25 protein-coding genes and 2 pseudogenes are annotated in these 25,289 nt (G+C 67.8%); 11 read left to right on the forward strand and 16 right to left on the reverse strand.

Annotated features, from left to right (window positions below; translation table 11 throughout):
- Positions 1-7 precede the first annotated feature (7 nt).
- From ACN28G_RS14830 to ACN28G_RS14840, 3 genes are all read right to left on the reverse strand, one after another.
- Positions 8-1,495, reverse strand: coding sequence for an APC family permease (locus ACN28G_RS14830; RefSeq protein WP_421479421.1), 1,488 nt, complete (start codon positions 1,493-1,495; stop codon positions 8-10).
- A gap of 43 nt (positions 1,496-1,538) precedes the next feature.
- On the reverse strand, positions 1,539-2,165 hold the full coding sequence (locus ACN28G_RS14835; RefSeq protein ID WP_421479422.1) for a GOLPH3/VPS74 family protein: 627 nt from the start codon (positions 2,163-2,165) through the stop codon (positions 1,539-1,541).
- Between the two features lie 302 nt (positions 2,166-2,467).
- Positions 2,468-3,421 (reverse strand): hypothetical protein, encoded by a 954-nt coding sequence (locus ACN28G_RS14840; RefSeq protein ID WP_421479423.1) that lies wholly within the window; start codon positions 3,419-3,421, stop codon positions 2,468-2,470.
- Positions 3,422-3,742: 321 nt separating this feature from the next.
- Between ACN28G_RS14840 and ACN28G_RS14845 the strand changes: the two genes are divergently transcribed.
- Positions 3,743-5,137 carry a hypothetical protein gene (locus ACN28G_RS14845; protein WP_421479424.1) on the forward strand — a complete coding sequence of 465 codons (1,395 nt, stop codon included), beginning with the start codon at positions 3,743-3,745 and terminating at the stop codon, positions 5,135-5,137.
- Between the two features lie 33 nt (positions 5,138-5,170).
- Positions 5,171-6,046 (forward strand): DMT family transporter, encoded by an 876-nt coding sequence (locus tag ACN28G_RS14850; protein ID WP_421479425.1) that lies wholly within the window; start codon positions 5,171-5,173, stop codon positions 6,044-6,046.
- Positions 6,047-6,065: 19 nt separating this feature from the next.
- Here the strand turns inward: ACN28G_RS14850 and ACN28G_RS14855 are convergent, their stop codons facing one another.
- The 5 genes from ACN28G_RS14855 to ACN28G_RS14875 form a co-directional block, all read right to left on the reverse strand.
- On the reverse strand, positions 6,066-6,740 hold the full coding sequence (locus ACN28G_RS14855) for a 2'-5' RNA ligase family protein (protein WP_421479426.1): 675 nt from the start codon (positions 6,738-6,740) through the stop codon (positions 6,066-6,068).
- Positions 6,737-8,044: a helix-turn-helix domain-containing protein gene (locus ACN28G_RS14860; RefSeq protein ID WP_421479427.1), complete on the reverse strand. Its 1,308-nt coding sequence runs from the start codon at positions 8,042-8,044 to the stop codon at positions 6,737-6,739. The genes ACN28G_RS14855 and ACN28G_RS14860 overlap by 4 nt, the downstream gene beginning before the upstream one ends.
- Before the next feature lie 347 nt (positions 8,045-8,391).
- Positions 8,392-9,105: a phosphotransferase gene (locus ACN28G_RS14865; protein ID WP_421479428.1), complete on the reverse strand. Its 714-nt coding sequence runs from the start codon at positions 9,103-9,105 to the stop codon at positions 8,392-8,394.
- 80 nt (positions 9,106-9,185) lie between these two features.
- Complete coding sequence (locus ACN28G_RS14870) at positions 9,186-9,719, reverse strand: hypothetical protein (RefSeq protein WP_421479429.1); 534 nt, start codon at positions 9,717-9,719, stop codon at positions 9,186-9,188.
- 1,158 nt (positions 9,720-10,877) lie between these two features.
- Positions 10,878-11,363 (reverse strand): class IV adenylate cyclase, encoded by a 486-nt coding sequence (locus ACN28G_RS14875; RefSeq protein ID WP_421480911.1) that lies wholly within the window; start codon positions 11,361-11,363, stop codon positions 10,878-10,880.
- Between ACN28G_RS14875 and ACN28G_RS14880 the strand changes: the two genes are divergently transcribed.
- The gene (locus ACN28G_RS14880) at positions 11,246-12,217 is read left to right on the forward strand and encodes a hypothetical protein (RefSeq protein WP_421481004.1); all 972 of its coding nucleotides are present in this window, start codon (positions 11,246-11,248) and stop codon (positions 12,215-12,217) included. The genes ACN28G_RS14875 and ACN28G_RS14880 overlap by 118 nt on opposite strands.
- A gap of 42 nt (positions 12,218-12,259) precedes the next feature.
- Here the strand turns inward: ACN28G_RS14880 and argS are convergent, their stop codons facing one another.
- Positions 12,260-13,978 carry an arginine--tRNA ligase gene (argS, locus tag ACN28G_RS14885; protein ID WP_421479430.1) on the reverse strand — a complete coding sequence of 573 codons (1,719 nt, stop codon included), beginning with the start codon at positions 13,976-13,978 and terminating at the stop codon, positions 12,260-12,262.
- A 125-nt stretch (positions 13,979-14,103) separates the two neighbouring features.
- Complete coding sequence (gene gltX / locus ACN28G_RS14890) at positions 14,104-15,507, reverse strand: glutamate--tRNA ligase (RefSeq protein ID WP_421480912.1); 1,404 nt, start codon at positions 15,505-15,507, stop codon at positions 14,104-14,106.
- A 378-nt stretch (positions 15,508-15,885) separates the two neighbouring features.
- On the opposite strand from gltX, the gene ACN28G_RS14895 reads away from it, so the two are divergent.
- Both ACN28G_RS14895 and ACN28G_RS14900 read left to right on the forward strand, forming a co-directional pair.
- A complete protein-coding gene (locus tag ACN28G_RS14895) occupies positions 15,886-16,104 on the forward strand; it encodes a hypothetical protein (protein WP_421479431.1) in 219 nt (72 codons plus the stop codon).
- A gap of 4 nt (positions 16,105-16,108) precedes the next feature.
- Positions 16,109-17,602: an IMP dehydrogenase gene (locus ACN28G_RS14900; RefSeq protein WP_421479432.1), complete on the forward strand. Its 1,494-nt coding sequence runs from the start codon at positions 16,109-16,111 to the stop codon at positions 17,600-17,602.
- Positions 17,603-17,757: 155 nt separating this feature from the next.
- Here the strand turns inward: ACN28G_RS14900 and ACN28G_RS14905 are convergent, their stop codons facing one another.
- The 4 genes and pseudogenes from ACN28G_RS14905 to ACN28G_RS14920 form a co-directional block, all read right to left on the reverse strand.
- The gene (locus ACN28G_RS14905; RefSeq protein ID WP_421479433.1) at positions 17,758-18,207 is read right to left on the reverse strand and encodes a SitI3 family protein; all 450 of its coding nucleotides are present in this window, start codon (positions 18,205-18,207) and stop codon (positions 17,758-17,760) included.
- Between the two features lie 15 nt (positions 18,208-18,222).
- Positions 18,223-18,609: a hypothetical protein gene (locus ACN28G_RS14910; RefSeq protein ID WP_421480913.1), complete on the reverse strand. Its 387-nt coding sequence runs from the start codon at positions 18,607-18,609 to the stop codon at positions 18,223-18,225.
- Positions 18,610-18,836: 227 nt separating this feature from the next.
- A pseudogene (locus ACN28G_RS14915) lies at positions 18,837-19,115 on the reverse strand (DUF6244 family protein); the annotation flags it as partial.
- Between the two features lie 397 nt (positions 19,116-19,512).
- Positions 19,513-20,118, reverse strand: a complete 606-nt coding sequence (locus tag ACN28G_RS14920; RefSeq protein ID WP_421479434.1) for a DUF6624 domain-containing protein — start codon at positions 20,116-20,118, stop codon at positions 19,513-19,515.
- Between the two features lie 183 nt (positions 20,119-20,301).
- Between ACN28G_RS14920 and ACN28G_RS14925 the strand changes: the two genes are divergently transcribed.
- From ACN28G_RS14925 to ACN28G_RS14945, 5 genes and pseudogenes are all read left to right on the forward strand, one after another.
- A complete protein-coding gene (locus ACN28G_RS14925; RefSeq protein WP_421479435.1) occupies positions 20,302-20,952 on the forward strand; it encodes an AfsR/SARP family transcriptional regulator in 651 nt (216 codons plus the stop codon).
- Between the two features lie 371 nt (positions 20,953-21,323).
- The gene (locus tag ACN28G_RS14930) at positions 21,324-21,851 is read left to right on the forward strand and encodes a DUF6244 family protein (RefSeq protein ID WP_421479436.1); all 528 of its coding nucleotides are present in this window, start codon (positions 21,324-21,326) and stop codon (positions 21,849-21,851) included.
- Positions 21,852-22,018: 167 nt separating this feature from the next.
- A complete protein-coding gene (locus tag ACN28G_RS14935; protein WP_421480914.1) occupies positions 22,019-22,447 on the forward strand; it encodes a hypothetical protein in 429 nt (142 codons plus the stop codon).
- On the forward strand, positions 22,447-22,899 hold the full coding sequence (locus tag ACN28G_RS14940; protein WP_421479437.1) for a SitI3 family protein: 453 nt from the start codon (positions 22,447-22,449) through the stop codon (positions 22,897-22,899). Before ACN28G_RS14935 ends, ACN28G_RS14940 begins: the two co-directional genes overlap by 1 nt.
- 82 nt (positions 22,900-22,981) lie before the next feature.
- A pseudogene (locus ACN28G_RS14945) lies at positions 22,982-23,431 on the forward strand (SitI3 family protein).
- Positions 23,432-23,583: 152 nt separating this feature from the next.
- Here ACN28G_RS14945 and ACN28G_RS14950 read toward each other — a convergent pair.
- Both ACN28G_RS14950 and ACN28G_RS14955 read right to left on the reverse strand, forming a co-directional pair.
- Positions 23,584-24,183 carry an excalibur calcium-binding domain-containing protein gene (locus tag ACN28G_RS14950; RefSeq protein WP_421479438.1) on the reverse strand — a complete coding sequence of 200 codons (600 nt, stop codon included), beginning with the start codon at positions 24,181-24,183 and terminating at the stop codon, positions 23,584-23,586.
- 158 nt (positions 24,184-24,341) lie between these two features.
- The gene (locus tag ACN28G_RS14955; protein WP_421479439.1) at positions 24,342-24,578 is read right to left on the reverse strand and encodes a hypothetical protein; all 237 of its coding nucleotides are present in this window, start codon (positions 24,576-24,578) and stop codon (positions 24,342-24,344) included.
- A 240-nt stretch (positions 24,579-24,818) separates the two neighbouring features.
- Here ACN28G_RS14955 and ACN28G_RS14960 point away from each other — a divergent pair, with 240 nt between their 5' ends.
- Positions 24,819-25,244 (forward strand): hypothetical protein, encoded by a 426-nt coding sequence (locus tag ACN28G_RS14960; RefSeq protein ID WP_421479440.1) that lies wholly within the window; start codon positions 24,819-24,821, stop codon positions 25,242-25,244.
- Positions 25,245-25,289: the final 45 nt, after the last annotated feature.

Raw genomic sequence — 25,289 nt, forward strand, 5'->3', positions numbered from 1 at the left:
GTCGTCCTTACACATGGATGGTCGTGGGGATGCGCCAGGACACGGTCGCGGTGTGCGCGCCCAGCCCGATCGCCTCGTACACCTCTGGGCGGGTCCGGCGCAGGATGAGCGCCCAGCCGGCGCCGAGCATCGCGGCGGCGGCGTAGGCGGCGGGGAACGCCCACCGCAGCGGGGAACTTGTCTCGACGCCGAGGAGAGTGTCGAACTCGACCAGGGTCGCGGCGAGGATCGCAGTGAGCGCAAGGGTGGCGGCAGTGGGTGCGACAGTGCTGCGCCAGCGGCCTTCTCGGTGGGAGGTGCGGTGGAAGAACCCGGCCACGGCGGTGGAGGTGACGGTCATGAGGATCAGCACGCCGAGGCCACCGGTGACGGTGACCCAGAAGAACAGGTGCACGATCGGATCCGCCCCTGCGACCGCATAGCCGATCAGCACGGTCAACGCGACGATGCTCTGAAGCAGCGAGCCGACCTTCGGCGCACCCGTGCGGCGGCTGGTCCGCCCCAGCACCGCCGGGAGGACGTGTTCGCGGCCGAGGGCGAACAGGTAACGGGCCACCGTGTGGTGGAAGCTGAGGAGGGCGGCGAAGAGACTGGTGACGAACAGGACCCGTGCCGCCGACACCACCACGCCGGGCAGGTACGGGCCTGCCAGAGAGAAGATCAACTCCGTACCCTCGGTGCGGGCCGCTTCCACGATGCGGTCCGGACCGGTGGCCACCGACATCGCCCACGCCGACACCGCATACAACACCCCGGTCAACGCGACCGCGATGAACGTCGCACGCGCGATCGTCCGCCTGGGATCCCGGGTCTCCTCCGCGAACACCGTCGTGGCCTCGAAGCCGACGAACCCGGTGATCGCGGTGACCAACGCCGCCCCGATCCCCGCACTCACCACCAGCCCGGGATGCAACGTGCCCAGGCTGAGTCCGCCGGGGGCGGGCTGGTGGAGCATGACCGCGTCGAAGACCACCACCACCGCACACTCGCCCACCAACATGACCGCGAGGATCCGGCCGTTCAGATCGATCCGCAGCACCCCGAGGGCTGCCACGACCGCCCACGCGGCCAGGGCACACAGCCACCAGGCGACATCCCAGCCGTAGCGGGAGCCGAGAAGATCGGCGAGGATGGCGCCGAAGCCCCCGTACAAGCCGATCTGCATGGCGTTGTAGGCCAGCAGGGCGACGGCGGCCGCGGCGACGCCGGCGGGACGGCCGAGACCATGACGCACATAGGTGTAGAACGCGCCGGCGTTCACCACGTGCCGGGACATCGCCACGTAACCCACCGCGAACAGGCCGAGGACCGCGGCGACGAGCAGGTACGCGATGGGGATACCGGTGACACCGGTGACCGCATAGCCGGTGGTCGCACCACCAGCCACCACCGTCAGCGGCGCGGCGGCGGCCATCACGAAGAACACCACGTGCGCGACACCGAGGCGGCCACGGGCCAACGTCACCGACACCGCACCAGGCGCAGAACGAGACATCAACAATCGCCTTTCGGGGAGAGGAATGAGGGGCTGTGAGGGTTCAGGTGCGGTGGGACAGGACGGCGTTGCCGACGGCGGCGGCGAGGTCGCCGAACAGAGCCCGCACCGGCGGCTGCACCTCATCGACCACCTCCTGCAGGTAGCCGCGGGCGTACGACGGCGCGCCGTCGAGCAGGCTGGCATCGAGTTGGGTGTGCAGGACCAGGCCGGCCAGGACCCGGTCGGTGTCGCCGAGGGGTCGTCCGTGGCGGAGACCCTGCGAGAGACGAGCTCCAGGCCACGCGGCGGTGTTGATGTCAGCCGGCAGGTACACGGTGCGCTGCCGCCACAGACGCCCCACCTGCTCCGGCAGCAGAAGCCCGGCATGCCACATCCGCTGCGCCACCTGCACATACGCCGTGTCAGCGACATACGCCAGCCACGTCCGAATCGGATGACCGGGCTCCGCGATCAACCTGCTCAGGATCAGATGCTGAAGGGGATCCGCCGGCGGGTGGGTGTCACGAACACGCACGTGGCCGTCTGCGAACGTGACCCGACCGGCAAGATGCAACTCCGCCAGCAACGCGGCGGCCAGGCCGTAACCGAGGGCGGAGGCAAACAGCCGCTGCTGCCCGTAATCGTCATGGGCGACGAAGAAAAACTCGTCCCCCAGCAGCAACGGCACACCACCAGGCGAGACGGGAGCCCGCCGGGACAGACGGCGGGGATCGTGCCGCCCGACAGAGGGTTGACGTGTCACCACAACTGACCTTCCTCACTCAGGAATCCGAACCGGGTAAAGGGATGGGCGCCTGGGCCAGCAGCGGCAGGCCGCCCGGATGCTCGGACAGCTCTTCGACCGCCCACCGCAGTTGCTCGCAGCCCTCTGGTTGGCAGTGGGGGCAGCCGCCGGTATCCCGGTGGGCCCTCAGCGTCAGGCGGGCGGCGTCGAACCGGTCTATCGGGCTGGCCGCCTCTCGAGGCGGGTCACCGGCCGACGGCAGCGACCCCGGCGGACGACGACAGAGCTGTGAGGTCGATATCGACCACCACCGGCAGATGGTCGGACGCCCTACGGGTCACCTCGTCATCCACCACCCGGAAGCCCTTCACCGCCGGCAACAGTGAGGCGGTGGCATGGATCGTGTCGATCCGCCGACGCACACCCCGCACCGCGAACGGCGACGACGGCCAATGCCCCGTCGTCGCCCGCCACGGACTACCCGTAGCCGCCGCCACGTCGCGCAGGCCACCGGCCTCCCACACCTCAGACGGCCGCCGATCCGCACGATGATTCATCCCGGGATGCGTGACCTCCCGACACTGATGCACCAACTCCGGAAACCACTGCCCGGTATACGGATCCCGGTCGTAGTAGTCCCCACCCACCCTGGCCGCACCGACCGAGTTGAAATCCGACCCCACCACCGCGGCGAGATTCGGCCCGGTGACAGCAGCCAGAGCCATCTCCGCCTGATCGATCCGCCGATGCCGACCGAACGCCGGCGCGTGATACGACGCAAACAAGATCGGACGACCCTGCACCTGGAAAGCCAACCGGAACAGGGACCCATAACCCGCACCCCGCCAGCCACCGTCGTCGTGTACGGCCGGGCCGAAGGTCCTGAAGGTGTCGGGTAGCGGCACGAGACCCTCCCGCCAGAGCAGGGCCACGTGCACCGTGTTGTCGCCCACCGCAACCGCCGGCACCTCCCGACCATCCACGGTGCCGACCGTGGCGGTCAGACCGGTACGCTTCGCCAACTCCGCCAGCACCACACCGACGTGCCCCGGCGCCCCCTTCAACTCCTGCACGGCGATCACATCCGGATCGATCGTCCTGATGGTCTGGACAACTCGACGCTGCCGCTCAGCCTCCCGCCCACCCGCCGGGTACGACGTCCAGTCCAGCAAGTTGTAACTGGCAAAACGCAAACGCATGTGCACCTTCCAGTGGATACAAGTGGGCGGTCAATGGCTTACGGCGTCCGGCGCAGCGTCACCGGTCAGCAGCGCGCGTCTCCTACCGGTGGGATTAGGGCAGACAGCGAGGAAGTTCGACGCCTAGCTCGCCTGCGCCCGCCCGACTGTCGACGCGTGCACCGCTGAACCAAGTCTTCTCTGCATAACCGGAAAGATCGACCCCTGTCGGCGGGGTGCGTGATCAATGGGTACTCCCCGGATTCCGGGGAGTACCCGCATGATTGACTTCCGTTGCGGCGGACACGGTCACTAATGTGTAAGAACAGTGAGCTAGCAGCCGTGGAGGCGAAAGTGGCGAGGAGCGCGCAAAGCTACGAACGGGAGGCTGACGACCTCCGGGCCAGCGGCTGGACCTACCGGCAAATCGCCGTACACTGGCAACAGCGATACGGCTTTAACCCGCGGGTCGCCTTTCGCCTTGCTCACGGGTTGACGCAGGCGGATGTAGCACAGCGCTGGAACGAACAATGGCCTGACACCGACACCCCGAAGACCGCGAAGCAGGTCTCGTACTGGGAAATCTGGCCAGGTCCAGCCGGCCGGGCCCCGTCCTTGGACACCTTGAACAAGCTCGCGTTCCTATACCGATGCTCAGCCGGCGATCTGCTGGGCGGCGAGGACCATAGCCATCTGGACACAGCGGCCACACACTCAACCGAACCGCATACCGATAGGAGCAGCCTCACCAACGTGACTCCACTCGCGGTGGCCGCCATCCCGGGGTCAGTGCTTCCGCAGCGTGGGGTCGGCACATCCATGATCATAGGCGCGATCCCGCACCGGGTGACCGAGCAGATCGTCGAGAACCTTGAAGCCCTGACGGACACCTATCGGCTCATAGACTATCGCGAAGGTGCGGGTCGGGTAACCACAGACGTGGCTGCTCACCTACGACGGATGCTGGAGGCCAGCAACCGCACCACCACCAGCACCACACATCGCCGATTGCTTCACGCCGCCGGAGACGCCGCACAATTGGCCGGCTGGCTCGCAATCGACGCCCAGCGCTACCAGCAAGCCGAAGGCTACTGCCGACTCGCCGTCTCACTGGCGGAAAGAGCCAACAACCGAGGACTCCACGCCTACAGCCTCGGCGTCATCGGTCACATCCACCTTCATGCCGGAGACGGCAAGGCCGCGCTCGGCGTCCTCAACACCGCCCAGGAGTTGGCTGCCCGTGGTAGCCCGGCAGCCGTACGATCCTGGCTGCACGAGGCCGCAGGAGAGGCGTACGGCGTCCTCCGTCAGCCCCGGCCCGGACTCGCCGCACTGGCACAGTCCGAACGGGTCTTCGATGCTGTCAACACGAACACCTCTCCGGTGTGGCTCGGTTTCTACAACGCCGATTGCCACGCGGCACGCCTGAAGGGCAGATGCCTGACGCGACTACGTCAACCTCAAGTCGCTTCGCGGGCACTGTACGAGGCGCTCACGCTGCTGCCCCCGAACTTCGTCCGCGAGCGATCCGGGACTCTGATCGACCTCGCTGTCGCATACGTGCAGATGGGCCAGTTCGAACAGGCCTGCGATGTGGCCAGCCAGGCCGACATCCTCGCCCGACGCACCGGATCGGAACGCAACCGGAAACGCCTCCGGAAGCTGCTGCTCGAGCTGATGCCATGGACCGATGTCGACTGCGTCCAGAGCCTCTACCGCCAGGTACTGCTTAACTAGAGGCGTGCCGACGGCCATCTACACGAGTCCCTGATGAGCAAACGAGCCTGGGCCGAGCTCGTCGTACTCGCCGCCCTCTGGGGAGCGGTCTACCCGCTGATCGACGTCGCGTTGCGCGACCTGGCACCCACCGTCGTTGTCCTCGGTCGGGTCCTGCTCGCGTGTCTCCTCCTGGTGCCACTGGCCATCCGCCGCCACGCACTGCCCGACCTCTGGAAACACCCCCGGGCGATCATCGAGACCGTCCTGGTCCAGTCGACCATCCCCCTCGTACTGCTCACCTACGGACAGCGCTACGTCCCTGCGGGCATCGCCGGCATCCTGATCGGGGCGCAACCACTGTTCGTCGCGCTCCTGGCCTACCGATACGCACCAGACGAACGCCCCCAGGGCTGGAAGGGCGTCACCGGCATCGCCACCGGACTCCTCGGCCTCATCCTGCTCTTCGGCGTCGACCTCCGCGGCGGCACGCAAGCCCTCCTCGGCGGCGCACTCGTCCTCGTCGCCGCACTCTGCTACGCCGCCGGCGCCATCATGATCCACCGACGCCACGCCGCCGCCCCACCTCTCGGGGTAGCCACCAGTGCCATGCTCGTCACCAGCAGCGCGATGATCGGACCGGCAACCCTGGCCCTACCCGACCACCTCCCCGACGCCCGCGTGCTCGCGGCCGTGCTCATCCTCGGCATCGCCTGCACCGGCATGACCCTCGTGCTGTTCTACACCGTGATCGCCCGAACCGGACCCGCCCGAGCAGCACTCGCCTTCTACCTGTCGCCCGCCTTCGCCGTCGCGTTCGGCACCGTGTTCCTCCACGAGCGACTCACTCCCACCGCCATCATCGGCCTGGGCACGATCGTGGCAGGCTGTCTCCTCGCCGCTCAACGCGCTGAACCGGCACCTGCGTAACCGCACGGGCCTACTGCCGTCAAGGATTGGTGCCGCCGATCGAGGCCGTGGCGATCGTCGTCCACCGGTAGGTGTGGTCCTCGCGGCGCAGGGCGATCAGGGAGGCCTCACGGATCCGTACGGTGACGCCCGGGATGTGCCGTAGCTCGGTGAGGCGATCCCTGATGGGAGCGGCGGCGGTCGACGAGCCGCTGTAGGCGATGGTGACGTGAGGCCGGAAACCTTGGGCAGCTTCGGGGACGGTGTCCCAGACCGTTCCGATGGCCTCGCGGATCGCAGTGCGAAGCCTCTCGACCTGGTCCCATGGTTGGACCAGGAGGCCGATGCCCTCGGCGTCGGGGTCGACAGGTCCGAGCGTCAGTTCCGGGGCTGGAAGGTCGGCGCATCGGGTTCGTGCGTGTTCGACGATGCGGTCCAGATCGCTGTCCGTGACGTGATCGGTGAAGCCGACTCCCTGCATGGTCAGGTGGAGGGCATCGAGGGGCACCGGGTCGAGGCCGGGCATCACCAGTTGGCTCTGCAGGTGGGTGACAAGTTCGTGGAGCAGTGGCTGATACTCGAAGGTCAGATGCCAGGTGTAGAACTGTCGGCCCTCCTGCCAACCCGGTCGCCAGTACCAGTGTTCGGTGAGCGTCGACAGACGCTGGTAGTCGCTCCAGCGCTGCTGGAGGCTGGCGTGTTCGCGGCTGGTCATGTCGGCGATCGTAGGGCCGGCGGGGTCGAGGTGCCCTGGTGTCTGCGGCTTGCCAGGATATCCGCGACTTGACGCAGTTCGGGCCGTTTGAAGGCGCGGGCGGTGGCCAAGAACTGCCGGGCCCGTTGACTCACGGATTCGTAGCGTTGGTCGTCGGTGATGGCGAGTGCGTCGATCGCCAGTGCGGCGGCGCGTTCATAGTCGGGGTCGGTGCCTTTCAGGTGTGCGGTGGCCAGGTCGAGGCGGCTCAGTGCCTGTGGTCCCCGTAAGCCAGCTGCGTCGAACGCGTCGATGGCTGTGGTGAGGTGGGGTGTGACATCCGCTTCGCGGCCGAGGATGAGGTACGCGGTGGCGGCGTTCGCCGCGGTGCGGGCTTGGCAGTATGGGCCGACGGCCAGACTGGTGCTCACCACACCGTCCGAAGGCTGGTTCGACAGCGTCGAGAAGGCATGGTCAACCGCTCGGTCGACGCCTCGGTGGTCACCGAGCCGGGCTAGTGCCCGTGCTTCCCCGTTGATGGCCAGCCGGGTCCGGTGGGGGCCGGTGCCGGCATGACGCAGCCCGTCCTGCGCGTAGGCCAGTGAATCGTGGTAGTCACCGGAGTAGAAGGCGACCAGGCTCTGCGTGGCGCGTGCCCACGCGCGCGCGTCGGGTATTTGCGCGGCGTCGGCGAGGTCGTACGCCTCGGCGGCATAGGAATGGGCGATGCGGAACGCGCCGAGATCCAGCGCGAGAGCGGCTACAAGCCCGGACAGGTGGACGGCGGTGAGATAGAGCCGGGTTCGTTGTGGTGGGTGTTGCCGGCCAGCCATGAGCTGATCGACGTAACCGCGCAGAGGGCGCACCCGCGCCAGGAGCACGGTGGGGGTGAGGCGCTCATTGTCGGCAATCGCCCGTTCGACCTCGTGTTCGAGGTAGGTCAGTCGGGCGTCATCACCGCTGCAGAACCTCAGCGCCGCCCGACGGGCATCGATGGTGTCCTCGGGTTCCCACAGCCCCAGACTCTTTGGTGTGACGATGGGACGGGGACGCACGGCCGATACCTGCCGTTGCTGACGGGCGAGCGCGGCGATCTGGTCATAGTCCCGGGCGAGAGCCCCGTCGGTGTGCAGGACCTCGTCGCAGCGCGTCCAAAACGTTCGGTCGGGCCACTGGTGCCCGGTCTCGGTGTTGGCGATGGAACTGCGGCCGTACTGAATGAGCCGAGCCAGGGCATGCTGGGTGTGTCCGGCGCTCCGGCGCAGTCCCGCGAGTTGCCGGCCGAGCGCGTAGCGGGCGGCGGTGATCTCGTCGCTGTCGGCCATCGTCGGCTCCATCATCCTGTGCTCGCGAACAGGCAACGGTGGGTCCCGATTCTAGTCGTTTCATCATGTATCCGAGCACGTGTCGGTTCGCCCGCCCGCCGTGCACGACAGCATCCAACCCTCGTCACCGCCGAGGACGACCAGATCAAGCGGCATCACGCCGTTCCTCCCGGCGTCGTGACGACCCTGCGGATCGAAGTGTCGGAATCTTGTCGGCTTCTGCCGACATTGCCGGTTGCCGTCGGTAGATATCTCGGGGCCCTGCCACATCCGCTGGGATCTCGACCGGCCCGAGAAGGAATCCTTCTGACCTTGGCTCCCGGTCCGTCAGGAACGGGGCTCCAGTCTCACGGTTGTCGTGCCCGGTGGGCCGCCCATCGGCTACTCCAGGTCGCAAGATCGTGTATCCATGGCTCGGTGCTTCGCTTCGACCTGATGGACCACTTCGAGGCGTTCCTCACCGCGAAGCCGTCCAGGACCTCGGTGCCGGCCGCCGGCCAAGCGGAGAACCTTGCCAACCAGTCCTCCGCCTGCTGCGGAGTGTGGCCGCTGCCGATCAGCCATGGAACGAGGAGCGCGAGTTCCACCCACGACGCCGCCTTGGTCGTGTACGCCCAGTCCACGATCCGCAGGCCGCCGGCGGTGACGATCAGGTTGGTGGGATTCAGATCGGAATGCACGAGCATGTCCCCGGCCATCGCCGGCAACTCGAACCCGCACCGGGCGGCCGGGTCGTACCAGGTGCCCTCCGGCGCTGGAGTGTCCTGCAGCACCTTCAACCCGACGGCGAGTAGTTCCAGGTCCGGACTGTCGGGGGACAGATCGGGGTGGGGACCCTCGAGGTGATCGGTCCCCACCACCAGCCAACCGGCAGACTCGAAACTCCATCTCACCGCAGGCGCAAACCCGCCGACAGCCCTCGTCGCCGACAGCTCGTAGCGCAGTGACCGGATGCCCACGTCGGTGGAAGCTGCCTTGACGAAGAGCCGACCACCTCGCCCCACGACGGACGCAGCGATCTCCGCGTGATCACCGTGGCAGGCCGGCACCACGTCGATCACTCCGCCGAGACGCTCGGCGATCGCGGTGGTGACGTCCTCCGGCAGAATGGTCCAGTCACGGCGCACCGATCACTCCTTCGTCAGATCATGCCCGGCTGAGGCGGGTTCGGCGGACAGCACGACTCGGCCTCACCACCCCAGAATTCCATGTCGAGTTGGAAACCGGTGGCCTGCAACGCGGCCAGCGTGTAGACGATGGCGGTGCCGTCCCGCATGGCCTCGGTCAGGATCGGCCGGTGATGCACGAAGTGGCCCGCGATCTCCTCGCAGACGGCGGCGTACGGCTCGCTGATCTGGAGCGCGGCATGCCAGACAGCGTCGACCGGGCGGGTCGGGACGACGCGGTACGACTCGCCGGACGGCAGCAGCAATCCGAAGTCGGGCTTGTGCTGCGCGTCGGCATAGGCCTTGAGGAAGACGAGGAACTGCCCGACTGCCCGTTCGGCGTAGAGGTGAGTGACCTCCTGCCTGGCGGCGAAGTAACGGGTGATCTTGTCGAACACCTCGGCCGAGACGAGAGTTCGGGGGTCGGCGGCACTGGGTGCCGGGTTCGATGCGGCAGTGTCCGACAGTGCGCTGCCGATCGTTGTCGGCCTGTCCACGGTGACGGTCACAAGCTCCTCCTTGAATCCTTGCGAGTCGGCAGCTCTGTTGAATCGCGAGGCGAAGCACTTTTCCGATGCGGGTCCAACTCTTGGTGTTCTGCGACGACCGACTTCGCTACGGCTCTTGCAGCAAATTCGAGCAAGTCGCCCCGGCTGTCGGCAAGTCCGCAGCGCACGCTCCGACATTGACTTGACAACGAAAATGCTGCACAAGCGCGAGCAGTTCCCTCACTGAGTCGAACAGGGAAATTGTGATGGTGTTACCCCGGCCTCCACACGCCCGTTCGACCTTGCGGGCCCGGCGTGATCCGTTCGGGCATGACCGCTGTCAGGGACGAGGACAGTTCGGCTGCCGTTGCGGGCGGGACGGTCCAGGCCTTGGGAGTTGGCAGGTCATCGTCGTCAGGAGAGGATGAACGCGTGCGGTCCTTCCTGTCGACGCCACCGGCCATTCCCGCCGGTGCCCTTGCCGCAGATCCGCAACCGTTGCTGTTCGCCCCGGGTGGCTTGGTCCTGCGGCCGTGGGAGGCTTCCGACGCGTCGGTCTTCTTCGCCGCGTACCAGGACCCTGAGATTTAGCACTGGCACACCCGTCAACCCGCCTCCGAGGACCAGGCCCGTGAGTGGTTCGAACGGTACCGCCAGGCCTGGGACAGGAGACGGGCGCAAGCTGGGCGGTGACGCACGACGGTGGGAAGGCACTGGGGCGCATCGCCTTGGGCAGCATGAACCTCGATGACGGCGTCGCGGGGTGCGCGTACTGGGTCCTCCCAGCCGCCCGTGGGGCAGGCGTGGCCTGCCGGGCGCTGACGGCCCTGAGCATCTGAGCACTCGGCAAAGCCGGCTTCCATCGCCTGCACCTGGACCACTCCACCCGCAACCATGCCTCCTGCCGGGTCGCCGTCAACGCCGGATTCCTCCTGGAGGGCACCAAACGCAGCGACGCCATCCACTCCGACGGCCGCCACGACATGCACCTGCACGCCCGAATCCGTGATCACGAATGACTCGGCTCGCTCCGGCTCGGGTCGCAGATGGGCGCCACCTGCAGAATTCTGTCGACAGGGCCCCGTCGACAACACGGCGGTCGACATCGATCTCCAACTCAAGGTCCGCATGTTCGGCGCACGCCCCGACCCTCCGCTGCTGTAGCCGGCGAACCGTTGACTACACCCCGGCCTGGGCCGCCCTGATCAGTGAGTCGTAGGTGTCGGTGATGCGTTCCAGGGACACGCCCAGCGTGGCGGCGAACCGGTCGAGGTCGGCCTGGACCCGCCCGCCCTGCTCACCGGCGGCGACGATCTGCTCGATCTCCAGGAACGCCCCGAGGCCGTCCACCTCGTCGAGGCACAACGACATCGGCCCGAGCACCGCCGTACGGCGGAACTTGCGGATACGTACCGTCGGATAAAAGCCCATCTGCCGGAGCGCGGCGTCCATCTGCTGCCGATCCGCCACCTCGGTCTCATGCTCGACACACGACAACTCATTGACCACCGGCGTCTTGACCGTCAACAGATGCCGCCCCCCGCTCGGTGCGCAGCCGGGCGAACGGAACCCCGATCGATGGCACCGTTGACCTCGCGATGCTCGGGGCGATTGTCGACCAGGGCACCGGAGTCGTCTGCTCCTGCCAGCCCAGGGGTGCCGCACCGTCGGCCGGCGGCGACGGCATCTGGTGGTGGCGTGACGGCCCACCACCGACGACCATCCCCGCCACCGAACCCGGAACCTGGCGCGTCCGGCTGATGCCACTCCTCGAAGGAATCCCGGTACGCCTGCACGGGATGGCCCTCGCCACCAGGATCATCCCGTTTCCGCCCATGGAACTCGTGACGCTTCCCCGCCCCGAGCAGGGGACCTTCCTGTGCGCCGGCGCCGTCCCGATGCTCGGCGACACGGCCGCCCTCGTCACCGAGACCGAGCGGATCGGAGTTGGTCTGCGCGACCGCCTCGGCTACCGCGGTGGCTTCTCCGTCGACGGCATCCTCACCCGCACGGGGTTTCAGCCCACCGACTTGAACGCTCGGCTCACCTCCGCCATGGAAGCGGCACCGTCGGACCGCCGGGTCCTGCTGCACGCGGTCAACCTGCTCGCGCGAGAAGGAAACGAACCCGACACCGGCGCGGTCGCGCAACTCGCGGAGGACATGTTCTCCATCGGCAGGACATGCACGATCTTCGGCGCGGCCTCGTCTGCAGACGAGAGGGCCTCTCGGAAGGCGTGGGTTCGCTGGGACGGCGACCAACTGGTCCCCGCCGCAAGCAATGACGGAGACGGAAACCTCGTCATCCTCCCGTCCCCACGCGGTTGGCTGCTGACCACGACCCTTGCCACCGCCCGGCTCCCCCGCGGTGGCCGGGTCGGACCATGGGCACCCGAGGCCTTCCGGCTCAGCGACGAGACCCTCGGTACCAACTTCGGCCACCTCGCACCGCCATTTGGCACCCGGTCCCGCATCTGTCTGCCGGAAGCACGCCTCAGTGCGGAGTGGGCTCGGGAGTAGACCTGCGGTCCGCCGAGCACACGTGGTCCAGCCGACGATCGGCTACATACGGTCCGGGGTGGCGATGCCCAGCACGTACAGGCCTTGGTGCAAGACCCGGGCGGTGAGGTCGCACAGGGCCAGCCGGCTGTCGCGTACCTCGTCGGCGGCGCGCAGGACCGGACAGTGCTCGTAGAAGCCGCTGAAGGTGGCCGCGAGGGTATGCAGGTATCCGGCGAGCCGATGGAACTCCAGGGTCTGCTCGACGCCGGTGACGACGGTGCCGAAGTTGACCAGCTCAAGGGCGAGGGCGTGCTCGGCCGGATGCGTGATCAAGATCGATGCCGCAGTGAACTGCCCGATCCCGGCGCGGCGGAAGATAGACCGGATCCGGGCGTGGGCGTACTGGAGGTACGGAGCGGTGTTGCCATCAAGGGAGAGCATCCGCTGCCAGTCGAAGACGTAGTCCTTGATCCGGTCGGTGGACAGGTCGGCGTACTTGATGGCACCGATGCCGACCGCGCGGGCGACGTCGGCGACGGCCGCCTCGGACAGGTCGGGGTTCTTCTGCCGGGCCAGTTCGGCGGCCCTGGCCACGGCCTCGTCGAGCAGTCCGACGAGCTTGATCGAGCCGCCGGCCCGGCTGCGTAGCATCTTGCCGTCCGAGCCGAGGATCGAGCCGAAGCCGATGTGCTCGGCCCGCGCGGGTGGGCTCAGCCAGCCGGCCTGCCGGGCAACCGCGTACACCATCTCGAAGTGCTGACGTTGCGGCAGACCCACCACGTAGAGCAGCCGGGTCGCGCCGAGGTCCCGGGTCCGGTGCCGGATCGCCGCGAGGTCGGTGGCCGCGTAGCCGTATCCACCGTCCCGCTTGCGCACGATGACAGGCAACGGCTGCCCGTCGCGGCCGGTGAAGCCCTCCGGGAAGACGCAGGCGGCGTCACCGCTGTCCCGCAGCAACCCGAGCCGGTCCAGTTCCTCGGTCACCGGGGCGAGCATGTCGTTGTAGTAGCTCTCGCCGTGGAAGTCCTTCTCGGTGAGCAGGACACCGAGCTGCTCGTAGACGGTCAAGAAGTACTTCTCCGACTCGACGACCAGCAGTTGCCACAACCGCAGGGTCAACTCGTCGCCGCCCTGCAGGGCGACCACCCGCCGCCTGGCCCGCTCCTTGAACGCGTCGTCGACGTCGAACTTCGCCCTGGCAGCCTTGTAGAACGAGTCCAGGTCACCGACGGACAGCTCGTGGACGGCCTCAGACTCGCCCAAGTCGAGCAGGTGCTCGATGAGCATCCCGAAGGGGGTACCCCAGTCGCCCAGGTGGTTGGCCTTGATCACCCGATGCCCGAGCCACTCCAGCAACCGGACGGCGGCGTCGCCGATGACGGTCGACCGAAGGTGCCCAACGTGCATCTCCTTGGCGACGTTCGGTGCCGAGTAGTCGACGACCACCGTCTGGGGCTCGGCGCTCACCGCGATGCCGAGCCGGGGGCCCGTGGCCATCCTCGACAGCAGGGCGCCGAGAGCCGGGTCGGCGACCGTCAGGTTGATGAACCCCGGGCCGGACACCTCCACGGCTGAACAGAGGTCCGCCAACTCCACCCGGCCGAGGACCTCGGTGGCGATGTCCCGGGGCGGGCGGCCGAGCCGACGCGCCAGGCCCAGGGCGGCGTCGGACTGGTAGTCGGTGTGCTGCGAGCGCCGCACGACCGGGTCGACCGGCATGCCGGCCACGGCTGAGAACGCCTGCGCCAGCCGGTCGGCCAGCAGCTTTTCAAGATCCATCGGGGTACGCCAATCTCGCTCCGATCCGCCTCACGCCGGAGGCGGATCTGCCGGGAAATGCTCGGGGAGCGGATCGATCGACGACCAGGTTGACCGGCGGAATCGATCCGCCGGTCGCGAAGAGGTCAGCTCAGGCGGTCTAGGGCGGCTCGCAGGCGAGCCACGGTTCGCTCACGTCCGAGCATCTCGATCGACTCGAACAGCGGCAGCCCGACCGTGCGGCCGGTCACCGCGACCCGTACCGGAGCCTGGGCCTTACCGAGCTTGAGCCCCCGCTCGGCGCCGATCGCCTCCAGCGTCGACTTCAGCGCCCCGGCCCGCCACTCGCATGTCTCATACGCCTCGACCACTGCGGCCAGCAGCTCCGGGGCATCGGCCTTCATGGCCTTCGCCCAGGCTGCCTCGTCGGTGACCGGCTCGTCGAGGAACAGGAAGTCGACCATCGGCACGATCTCGGAGAGCACCGCGATCCGGGTCTGCGCCAGTTCGGCAACCGCAGCGAACACCTTCGCGTCGTACGCCTCCGGCCGCCACGGCGCGGTCCCGCCAGTCAACCACGGCTGGCACGCTTCGATGAACGCCTCCACCGACAGCGCCCGGATGTAGTCCCCGTTGAACGCGCGGAGCTTCTTCACGTCGAAGAACGCCGGCGACGGGTTGACATCCTCCAGCCGGAACTCCGCCACGATGTCGTCCCAGGGCAGGATCTCCCGGTCGCCGGACGGCGCCCACCCGAGCAGCATCAGGTAGTTCCGCATCGCCTCGGCGAGGTAACCCTCGGCGCGGAAGTCTTCCAGGGCCACGCGGTCGCGACGCTTGGACAGCTTCTGCCGCTTCTCGTTGACCAGGATCGGCGCGTGCACCCACACCGGCGGCTCAGCGCCCAGCGCTTCCCACAGCAGTTGCTGTTTCGGCGCGTTCGGCAGATGTTCCTCGGCCCGGATCACATGGGTGATCCCCATGACCATGTCATCGACGACGTTCGCCAGCAGGAACACCGGGGACCCGTCACCCCGGGCGATCACGAAGTCCTCGACCAAGGCGTTGTCGAAGGTCGGCTTACCGCGCACCAGGTCGACGACCACCGTCGAACCGTCGTCCGGCGTACGGAAACGCAGAGCGCGGCCTTCCCCGGCGGACAGGCCGCGGTCGCGGCAGAAACCGTCGTAGCCCTTGTGCTCGCTGCCCGTACGCGCGACGACCTGCTCCCGGGCGCAGTCGCAGTAGTAGGCACGCCCTGCGGAAAGGAGCCGATCGACGGCCTCCCGGTGGTGCGGGGCGTAGTCGGACTGGAACAACGGACCCTCGTACTCGCTCGGGCCGATGCCAAGCCACTCCATCGCGTCGAGGATGCCCTGGACCCACTCCGGGCGGCTCCGCGCCGCGTCCGTGTCCTCGATCCGTAGCACCATCGTTCCGCCCGACTGTCGGGCCAGCACCCAGTTGAACAGGACAGAGCGGGCGTTGCCCACGTGGAACATGCCCGTCGGAGAGGGTGCGAAACGAACGCGGAGACTCGAGTTGGCCACGAACAGCAGGCTACCCAACGACAGGCGGGCGGCCTCACCGATATCCGGCGAACATCGCCGACCCGCATCATCGAGTCATCACCGTCCGCTTCATGCGGCGCAGTTACGACCGAAGCGTCGAAGCATCTGCAGTACTGGACAGACCTATGGTCGGACTACCACCCCTCCAGCATCCCCGCTCACAGGATTCTCCATCGATGGCGTGTCGCCGATGGCCTTCCGGCAGCCTCATGGTCAAGTCGGACCGTAGGTCGGCACTCCGGCCCGTTCTCACCGGCGAGAGCCCCCACCCAGTCTTTCCTCGTCTACCACTGGCGACCTGGGCACCGTGTTCCGACCGGTAGCGACGACCGACCAGGCAGGCAGGGTGTTGACCTTATGACCACGATGAACGAGAAGGGCACCTCGGCACTGCGGGCAGCGATGGTCTCCGAGTTGCGCGGGGACACGATCTCATCGGCGGCCGTTGCTGCTGCCTTCTCGGTCGTGCCCCGTCACCTGTTCGCCCCCGCCCGGGCGTTTTCGGGTAAGACGCACTTGCCTGATAGCGTCTTCCGATCGCCCACGCTGTGCGGCATCCAGTTCTTCAAGGAGTAAAGCAGTGCGGATCCTGCCCGAGATCTCCCGCACCTTCGGTGAATACCTGCTCCTGCCCAACCTCACCGACGAGGAGTGCACGCCGGACCGGGTGGATCTGTCCGCCCCCGTGGTGCGACACCAGGTCGGGGAACCCTCGGCGCTGCGGATCGCCGTGCCGATGGTCAGTGCGATCATGGGGGCGGTGTCCTCACCCCGGCTCGCCATCGCCCTGGCGCAGTGCGGAGGGCTGGCGTTCATCCACCAGAACCAGCCGATTGCCGAGCAGGCCGAGATGGTGGCCGCGGTCAAGCGACACAAGGCCGGCTTCCGGCACAGCGACATCAACATCAAACCGTCCGCGACCCTCGGTGAGGTCGGTGACCTGCTGGCCGCCGCCGAACGCGATGTCGCGGTCGTGACCGACGACGGAAGCCCCGGCGGCATGTTCCTCGGTCTGATCTCCACCAGCGACTTCAACGTTCACCGCCACGACCTCGGTGACAGCGTCGAGACCCGGATGCGCCCCGCTGCGGGACTGGCCACCGCACCCACCGGCATCTCGCTGTCCGAGGCGAACACCCTGATCTGGGACGCCCGCCAGGACGTCCTGCCGATCGTCGACGAGGACGGTCGGCTCACCTCGATCGTGCTCCGCCGCGACTACGAACTCCACAAGCAGTTCCGCAAGGAGAGCATCGACCAGGACAAGCGGTTCATGGTCGGTGCCGGGGTCAACACCCACGACTACCGTGAGCGGATCCCGGCCCTGGTCGCCGCCGGGGCCGACGTCCTGTGTCTGGACTCCTCCGACGGCTACTCGACCTGGCAGCGCAGCGTGCTCCAGTTCGTCCGTGAACAGTACGGCGACACGGTCCGCATCGGGGCCGGCAACGTCGTCGACGGACGCGGTTTCCGCTACCTCGCCGAGGCCGGCGCCGACTTCGTCAAGGTCGGCATCGGCGGCGGCTCGATCTGCATCACCCGCGACCAGAAGGGCATCGGTCGCGGGCAGGCGTCCGCCCTGGCCGACGTCGTCCGCGAACGCGACGCCTACGCGCGCGAGACCGGCCAGTACGTGCCGCTCTGCTCCGACGGCGGGGTCCTGCACGACTCCCACATGGCCATCGCCCTGGCCTTCGGTGCCGACTTCCTCATGCTCGGGCGCTACTTCGCCCGATACGACGAAAGCCCGTCCCCCCTGGTGAAAGTCGACGGGCAGCTCTTCAAGGAGTACTGGGGCGAAGGCAGCCAGCGCGCCCGCAACGCCGCCCGCTACGGGCAGGGCAAGGCCCTCGTCTTCGAGGAAGGCGTCGACGGATACGTCCCCTACGCCGGCAGCCTCTACGACAACGTCTCCGTCACCCTCACCAAGATCACCTCAACGATGATCAGCTGCGGCTCCACCACCCTGCCGCAGTTCCACGACACGGCGACCCTCGTCGAGGTCTCCCACCAGAGCTACCTGCAAAACCGGGAAGACGTACGGCTACGGGATCGCCCCAGCGCCATCAGCTGAGTTCGCGGCCACGTGTTCGGGCAGGCTTGTACTGGCAGGCCCGCCGCTGTCGCCGGTCGGGCCACGAAGGGCGTCTTCGGCATCGGGTTCGAGGGGCGGCCAACGGCCATCCACGGTGAGCACGTCGGCGTCATCCAAAAACGTGGGGGGTGGGGTCATGGGAAAAGGTTGTTGACGCCGTAGTTGTCCCACCACGAGGGTTGGTGCTTGTGTAGGGCTCTGGCGACTCGGGTGAGCAGTAGCCAGTTGCCGTTCAGAACGAGCGCGGCGTCTCCTGGCTCTTGGGTGAGTATGCGGGCTACCGCCTTGACCATGTCGGGTGTGGATCGGCCGGAGGGGTCGTTCTGCGGCATGTGAAAGGTGATGTTGACGTACTGGTCGGGTTCCCACTCCCAGTGGGATCCGTCGTCGTTCTCGGCGTCGAAGTAGCCGTTGCGGCCTGCGAGGATGCTGATCGTGTAGCCGGAGGTGTCCTGGAGGTCCGCGCTGAGGAGCCGGGGGTAGCCCGGCAGGTTCGACTCCTCGACGCCCGCAGGGGCGACGAGCGCGGCCACCTGTTCCAGCGGGATGTCTCGTGCCAGCGTCAATCGATACTCGATAGCCATGCGCGCGCCGTCCTCTCAGCCTCGCCGGACGATCTGAATGATCTCACCCTTGCGGGTCACCGCCGTGAGTTCCTTGAGCTGCGGAATCGGCCAATCGTCGAACTGCCTCTGAAGGGCTGCGAGGTCGCCACGCCAGTCGTGCAGGTTCAACACCACACGCTGGGTCTGTTGGTTGGCCACCTTCCCCGACACCTCCGTCCAGACGCCCCGTACGGCCTTGGCGGGCGTCGGTGAGTAGCAGTCGAAGACATGGCCCTCGATCAGGTAGTCCGGGTCCTTGTCCGGCTTACCGATGTCGCCGGTGCTCTGCCGCGCCTCGGCGATCTCCCGCCTGGTCGGGTTCTGATGAACCCGGTAGCCGTGTGCGGCGGTCGTGTCGGCGCAGGCGTTCTCCAACTCCAGTGCCCGCTGGACTCTTGCGTCCTCCCGGGGTGGAATTCGGGTTCGCGGGCCGGTCGGTGATCCGCCGACGACACCGGTCGGTGGACGGGTCCATGGAATGCCGCGCACATCGGAGATGCCACCGTCGAGGCTGGGGGCGTGGCGGGTCGGGGCGCTGGTGTCAGGCGGGACCGGGCTGGTCGGTGCGTGGCCGCCAGCCCCAGGAGTTTTCCCGAGGATCCGAGCTGCCGTGCTTCGGCGACCGCTGCTTCGACGTACTGCCGAATGCTGTCGATTCGCTGGACCACCACGACCAGAACCTGCTTGATGCTCTCCAACGACTGCAGCAGTGGCCCGGGCTGCCCACCCTGAAGCACTGCGGCGACGACCTGCTGCACCTCACCGACCAGGGCGACGGCGGCTACCGCCGCGTCACGACAGTTGCCGACCCCGGTCTGGACCACCGCCAACACGGCGACAGCCTCGGAGGATATGACCGCACGATCAGTGGTGGTAAACCGACTCATGGTCTCCCCCACCACTGGTCAGGGCCCAGGCCGACCGGACGCAACGCCAGCGCCCCACCCCGCCGGCACGCCGTCTCGGTGTGCAACCGCAACAGCAGACTGTCCAGCACCGGATCGTCACCGGTACTGGCGCCTACATCAAATCCAATGAGGACACTGGCTTGGATGCGAGGGCAGCGATTGTCCGCAATCTGACAGGATTGCGCCGGACAAGCTCGTAACGCAGTGACCGGACGCCCACGTCGCTGGACGCCGCCTTGACGAAGCCCGACCACCCCATTCCACGACGGTCAGCGGGGTTGTGATCCTTGCCGGCCGTCGTGGCTGGGCCTGGCGTCCGAGCACCCATGGAGTTACCGCGTCGACAGGCACCGATTGGGAAGTCAGGCCAGCCCGGTCATGCGGAGGCTGCATCGGCCCGGCGAGCTCGGGCCCGATCCTCGTCGGGGGACTCACGCTGACGCATGAGGGTTACGTACTCCGCGAAGGGCCCCATCCCGACGCTGCGGCGCCGCTCGTCGAGTTGGTCGGGGTCCTCGATCGGCTGCGGCTGCAACGGCCCCCCACCATCCGGTCCGTACCAGAACTGCGTTCCGTACAACTGCGGCCTCCCGTCGGCTCGACGCATCCGGTCGGTCAGGTAGGCCAAGTGGGAAGGCTGTGCCTCACCGTCCCGCACCGCCTGATCGAGGAGGCTCAGGCAGCGGCGCTGGAACTCCCGGTCACGATCGCCGTGCTGCGCGATCAGCCACGCCGCCGTCGCGGCATCCGAACCCACCTCACTACGCCGAGGCCACCCGTACTCGTCGAGAACCTCGGCGAACCAGGCTGCGTTGTCGGCGTCGACCTCCGCCACCCGCGCCCAGAACTCGTCAGACGGCTCGCGACCCGTCACCTCGGACCTCACCCGTTGGTCAAGACCCATCCGCTCCACCAACTCGGCAGCAAGCCCACCAACTTCCACCCCCTCAGCATCCCCGCCCTCGGACACAATTTGGTACATGATCCACTTGGGTTTCCTGAGCGGACACGATCCGGGCGGCTGGCCGGGTAGGTCACGCCCACCACGGCGACCCCGCCGACAACGGAGTCCGGACGAGCCCAGCTACGGGTCCTCGGCCCACCGCACATCGAGAACATCGCCGCGTCGGGGCGCCCGCTACGGGCCAAAGCGCTGGAACTGGCGGTGTACCTCGCCGTCCACCCCGACGGGGCCACCACCCGCGAGGTCGGCGAATACCTCGAACCCGACGCCCGCCTCAGCCAGGCCGACCAACGGGTACACACCAACGCCTCGAACCTGCGGCACGTCCTCGGCCGAGCCGGCACCGCGGAGTCGAAGAACGCCTACCTCATCAAGTCCTCCGGACGGTACCGCCTCGACCCTGCCACCGTGGACGTCGACGTCTGGCGGCTCCGCGACCTGATGCGCACCGCCACCATCGCCACCGGGGCGCGCCGCCGCGACCTGCTCACCGCCGCCTGCGACCTCTACACCGCACCCCTGGCCGACGGCCAGGACTACGAATGGCTCCAACCGCACCGCGAGACCGTCCGCAGGTGGGGTACCGAAGCCCACCTCCTGCTCGCCGACGACCTGCTCCCCGCCGACCCGCAGGCCGCCTCCGACCTGCTCGACAAGGCCATCGTGCTGGACCGTTACAACGAGGCCCTCTACACCCGGGCGATGCACGCCCGCCACGCCCTCGGCGACACCGACGGCATCCGCACCCTGCTGCGCGCCCTCACCAGAGTCTTGGTCGACCTCGACGCCGCACCGCAGGACGAAACAGTCACCCTGGCCGATCAGCTCCGCATCAGTCTGCAGGCGGAGTGACGAGATCCCCTGTCACCGTGGCGGGATTGGGTGTTCCCGAACGGGCGATCAGTGTGCGGGGTCCACCTCCACGGCTTCACGCAGTCCATCGATGTCCCGAACGATGATCTCGCGGTAGCCGGTTGCCACGATCCCAGCCTTGCGCAGGCTGCTCACCGCCTTCGAGAGGTGTTGAACGGCTCCGCCCAGGCGTGCACGCCGTACGCGGTGCGAGCGTTGACGCGGCCTGCTGCGGCTCGGACAGCCCACCGAGCGAGACAGGTCCGTTCCGGGGGATGCCCTGCCGTGCTGGGGTGTGGGGATCGTCGGGTGTCGAGAGGGCGGGTAGGTTGCAGGCGTCGGAATTCGTTCTCGGTCAGGGTGGCCCGTACGTGTCGAGCATCGAAGAGATCACCGGTGAACTGCGTACCCTGGGCACCGGAGTCGAACGGGCACAGAGCCTGACCGCTGCGGCCGACAACCAGGCCCGGGAGATCGCTGCCCGCGCCGCCGGCACCGGCTTCACGGCGGTCGCCGCCGGCATGGCCCGGGTACGCGCCGCGATCGCCACCATCCACAGCGGCCTGGGCGGCCTCGCGGGCGCCGTCGGTGAGGCGACCACCGCCACCACGAACGTCCCCCGGGAGGCCACCCCGCAGGAGAGCATCGCCGCGCTGGCCCCGGTCGGGCAGGGCATCGCCAGCGCCCGCGAAGCCGCCACCGCGACGATCGGGCACGTCGACCAGGCCCGGCAGCTCGTCGGCGCGCTCCTGCAGGGCGGGCAACCCGGCCCGCTCCTGCAGGCCCTCGACAGCGTCAAACAGGTCCTGGTGCTCCTGATACAGCGCGGCACCGCCGCCCAGCAGGCCGTCGAAGCGGCGATCAGCCAGGCCCGACAGTTGGGGTCGGCGGGAAACTGACCGGGGCTGACCGCAGGGTGGCGGTCAGCCCTTCACCCACCACCAACGGCGACTCGTCTCGCCCGCCGTCCGGACAGGACACCCAGGCTGTGTTTCCGCCCTGGGGCAGGACACCCACGGGGGTTGACAACGGCAGGCCGACCGGGCCGCGTACCAGAATCGGACCCCTGAACGACCAGAGCACGAGACGCGCCCTCGAACTGGAGAACGAGTGCGCCGACACGATCGCCGACAAGGGTTACCGGGTGCACCAGAACCCCACCCCACCGGAGATCGGCACCGCCCGGGAACGCACCGGCGACAGCGGAACCCCGGACAAGGACCCCGACTATCTCATCGAGGGCCACGTCTTCGACTGCTACTCCCCGCAGGCCACCACGTCGGTGCGCAACATCTGGACCCAGGTCCAGGAGAAGATCGACGACGGGCAGACCCAACGCGTGACGCTGAACCTCACCGATTGGCGAGGCGACCCGGCGGCCCTGCGCCGCCAGTTCGACAGCTGGCCTATCGACGGGCTGAAGGAACTGGTCGCGGTCACCCGCGACGGTAGGATCGTCCAGATCATCCGGCAGGACCGAGAAGGGAAGACCTGATGGCCGTCGAGTTCCGTCTGGTCCTGGCCGGCGATCCTCCCGTCGGCGAGGTGGCCGCACTGACCGCCGCCGAGCCCGCCGAGACACCACAGCCGGCGTTCAAGCCGGGCCTGCTCACCGCCCGCCTCTACGACCAACGCGGCTACGCCGTCGCCGTCCGCTCCGGCAGCCACGGCTACTACGAGGCCGAGACCGACGACGACGCCCGCTGGGAATGGGAACCGGACACCTACGTCAACGTCACCTTCTCCATGCGCGCCGACGACCTCGCCGACAAGGGAATCCCCAACATGGTGGCGGCGGTCGGGAGGGTCCTGGCCGGCCGAGCGGAGGACGCCGCACTGATCCAGGACGGCAACTACCTCTACCTGACCCGCATCGACGGCGTCATCCGCAAACACCGCCCAAGCTGGTGGACCCACTACCACCTCGACCACCTCATCACCGGCTGACAGACCTCGGCCATGGATGCGGCGAACCGGTGAGTCTCCTGCCGAGTGGGCCACCGATCCACCAGGAGCGGGAGGCCGGGACATAGGTATCGCCTACCAGCTGACCCTGGCCGCGGACGTTCCGCTGCAACAGGCGGCGGGGCTCGTCGCACCGGACGGGTTCGAGCAGTCGACCGAACCGGGTTACCCCCGTCTACTCAGCGCTGACCTCACAGCGCGGTGGGGATACCACGTCAGCGTCCTCGGGGGTGTCGACGGTTACGTCGACGCCGAGGACGACGGGGCCCAGTAGGAATGGGAACCCGACAGGTACGTCACGGTCATCTTCGACCTGGCCAGGAACGAACCGCCGGAGACCGCGACCGCTCACATGGTGGCCACCGTGGCCCGTATCCTGACCGACCGTCCGGAGAACGCGGCACTGGTCCTCGACCACAACTGGCTCCTGCTCATCCGCACCGACGGCATCCTGCGGAAACACCGATCGACCTGGTGGGACAACTACGGACTGGCTGACGCCTTCACCGAGTAACCGGGTCCCCACACCTGCGGCGGGGCACACCAGAGGGCAGAACCGAGCCCGAGCACCCGACACCGATTCAAGGACGAAGCGGGCCCGAACCGCGCACCCCATCTGATGCGGCACGGACGCGCCGGACCCGCACTCCTCGGTGGGCCGACCTGTCATTCGCAGGCGATGCCGTCGCCGTCGCGGTCCAGTCGGCGAGAATAGCCCGGGTCGCCGCGTCGGATCGGTGCCTTTCCGGCGGCTCGTACCGCAGTGCAGTTGGCGTAGTGGACGCCGCCGTCGTCGTGGTCCAGTTCGCCCCGGTCGCCGTTGCCGCGTCCCGGTTCGCAGGCTTCGCCGTCCCCGTCGCGGTCGAGTTCCGGCCGGTACCCGGGTTCGCCCTGAAACAGGGGTGCCTCTCCGGCGGCCCGGACGGCGTCGCAGTTCTTGTAGAACGGGGCCGGTCGCCGGGTGGTCGGCTTCGTGGCCGGCCTGCGGGTGGTCGGCTCGGAGACCGGCGTCGGTGTCGGTGGCTGTGACGGCTCGGCCGGTTGCGTCGGCGACGGCCGTACCGGGACAGCCGTCGTCGGGGTCGGGCTGGGCGTGGCATCGAGCCCGTCTGCTCCCTGGCGTGCCTGCACCGTCTGCGACGCCGTGGGTGGCTCGTCGTCGTCGCCGAGCAGGGCTGTCGCTCCACCGCAGCACATGATGGCCACCAGAACGGCGAGACCGACGAGTGGACTGGGATTCTTCTTGGCGGGCGGTCTTCTGATCACGCCGTGCAATCTCTGTCCCTGCGGCGGTCGGCCGTTACCGGCCGATCGGACGGCGACAGTGTCAACAAACTGACGACATCGTCAGACGTGAACCGCCGGACTCAGCGGTGGCCGTTACCTCAGCCCACTACGTACACGAGCGGCCACGGCCTGTTCGGCTAGTCCGCAGCCTCGGTGTCATCCTGGGCTTCCACGGGATCGTTGTTCCCGCTTGCCGGGCCGGTGTAGCCGATCGCGAGCAGGTGGCTGTCGAGGATCTCGTAGAGAAAGTGCCCCTCACCGACCCACAACCGGCGGGTACTGCCGTCGGCTCGCGCGACAACAAAGTGAATCTTGTCGGTCTGGTTCCGGTGCCGCCAGGCCCGTAACACCACACGATCCGAGATGATCGGCATAGTAGCCCTCCCTTGTAGATCACAGAGGATGCACGATCCATCCCATGGTCGGCACCAGCCGGGTAGACGGCAGGCCTCGTCCGCTCGGTTGCCTCTCATGGGCTCGATGGGCGCCCATGATGTGAGCGCCACACCACCACCTTGCTGTCGGAGCGAGTCGTCGATCCGACAGTGAACGCTTTGCGGCAAATCAGGGCATCTGCCCTTCCCCTGCCGCGTTGACGAGGCGACACTGGGTCGATGCACTCGGGCCCCTCAGAGATCATCTTCGACGTACCGGGATGGCCACCGCTCAAGAACGAGGCCAAATCCATGCTGGCCGGCGGTCATCCGCACGCCGGCAGTGTTCGGACTCTGTTGGAAGCAGCTGCCGCAGCATCGCAGCGCGTCGGCTGGACGACAGTGGATGTCGACATCGCGCTCGATGTCGTGGTCCGGACGCCGGCGGGCCGTCCTCCCGGAGACGCGACCAACTATCTGGGTGGAATCGGGGACGTCCTGCAGGGCAAGAGTCACCGGGCCGACATCGACCTCTCCCACCTCGCAGCACTCCGAGACGTCGCACTCTACGTGGATGACCGGCAAATATGCCGGGTGACCTACCTTGTCGAGCATGCCGCGAGCGCTTCCTACTCTGTGCGGGTCTCAATCCTGGCCAACCAATGAACGACTCGCGTTAGGGCTGCGACAGGACAGTGAGTGTCTTCTGCT

It is taken from the genome of Micromonospora sp. WMMA1923 (genome assembly GCF_049179195.1).
GTDB lineage: Bacteria > Actinomycetota > Actinomycetes > Mycobacteriales > Micromonosporaceae > Micromonospora > Micromonospora yangpuensis.

Excerpts from the sequence above, each read along its gene's own strand:
- ACN28G_RS14830 (WP_421479421.1), bottom strand. The coding sequence starts at position 1,495 with ATGTCTCGTTCTGCGCCTGGTGCGGTGTCGGTGACGTTGGCCCGTGGC.
- ACN28G_RS14840 (WP_421479423.1), bottom strand. The coding sequence starts at position 3,421 with ATGCGTTTGCGTTTTGCCAGTTACAACTTGCTGGACTGGACGTCGTAC.
- ACN28G_RS14850 (WP_421479425.1), top strand. The coding sequence starts at position 5,171 with ATGAGCAAACGAGCCTGGGCCGAGCTCGTCGTACTCGCCGCCCTCTGG.
- ACN28G_RS14855 (WP_421479426.1), bottom strand. The coding sequence starts at position 6,740 with ATGACCAGCCGCGAACACGCCAGCCTCCAGCAGCGCTGGAGCGACTAC.
- ACN28G_RS14860 (WP_421479427.1), bottom strand. The coding sequence starts at position 8,044 with ATGGCCGACAGCGACGAGATCACCGCCGCCCGCTACGCGCTCGGCCGG.
- argS (WP_421479430.1), bottom strand. The coding sequence starts at position 13,978 with ATGGATCTTGAAAAGCTGCTGGCCGACCGGCTGGCGCAGGCGTTCTCA.
- ACN28G_RS14895 (WP_421479431.1), top strand. The coding sequence starts at position 15,886 with ATGACCACGATGAACGAGAAGGGCACCTCGGCACTGCGGGCAGCGATG.
- ACN28G_RS14905 (WP_421479433.1), bottom strand. The coding sequence starts at position 18,207 with ATGGCTATCGAGTATCGATTGACGCTGGCACGAGACATCCCGCTGGAA.
- ACN28G_RS14920 (WP_421479434.1), bottom strand. The coding sequence starts at position 20,118 with ATGTACCAAATTGTGTCCGAGGGCGGGGATGCTGAGGGGGTGGAAGTT.
- ACN28G_RS14940 (WP_421479437.1), top strand. The coding sequence starts at position 22,447 with ATGGCCGTCGAGTTCCGTCTGGTCCTGGCCGGCGATCCTCCCGTCGGC.
- ACN28G_RS14955 (WP_421479439.1), bottom strand. The coding sequence starts at position 24,578 with ATGCCGATCATCTCGGATCGTGTGGTGTTACGGGCCTGGCGGCACCGG.
- ACN28G_RS14960 (WP_421479440.1), top strand. The coding sequence starts at position 24,819 with ATGCACTCGGGCCCCTCAGAGATCATCTTCGACGTACCGGGATGGCCA.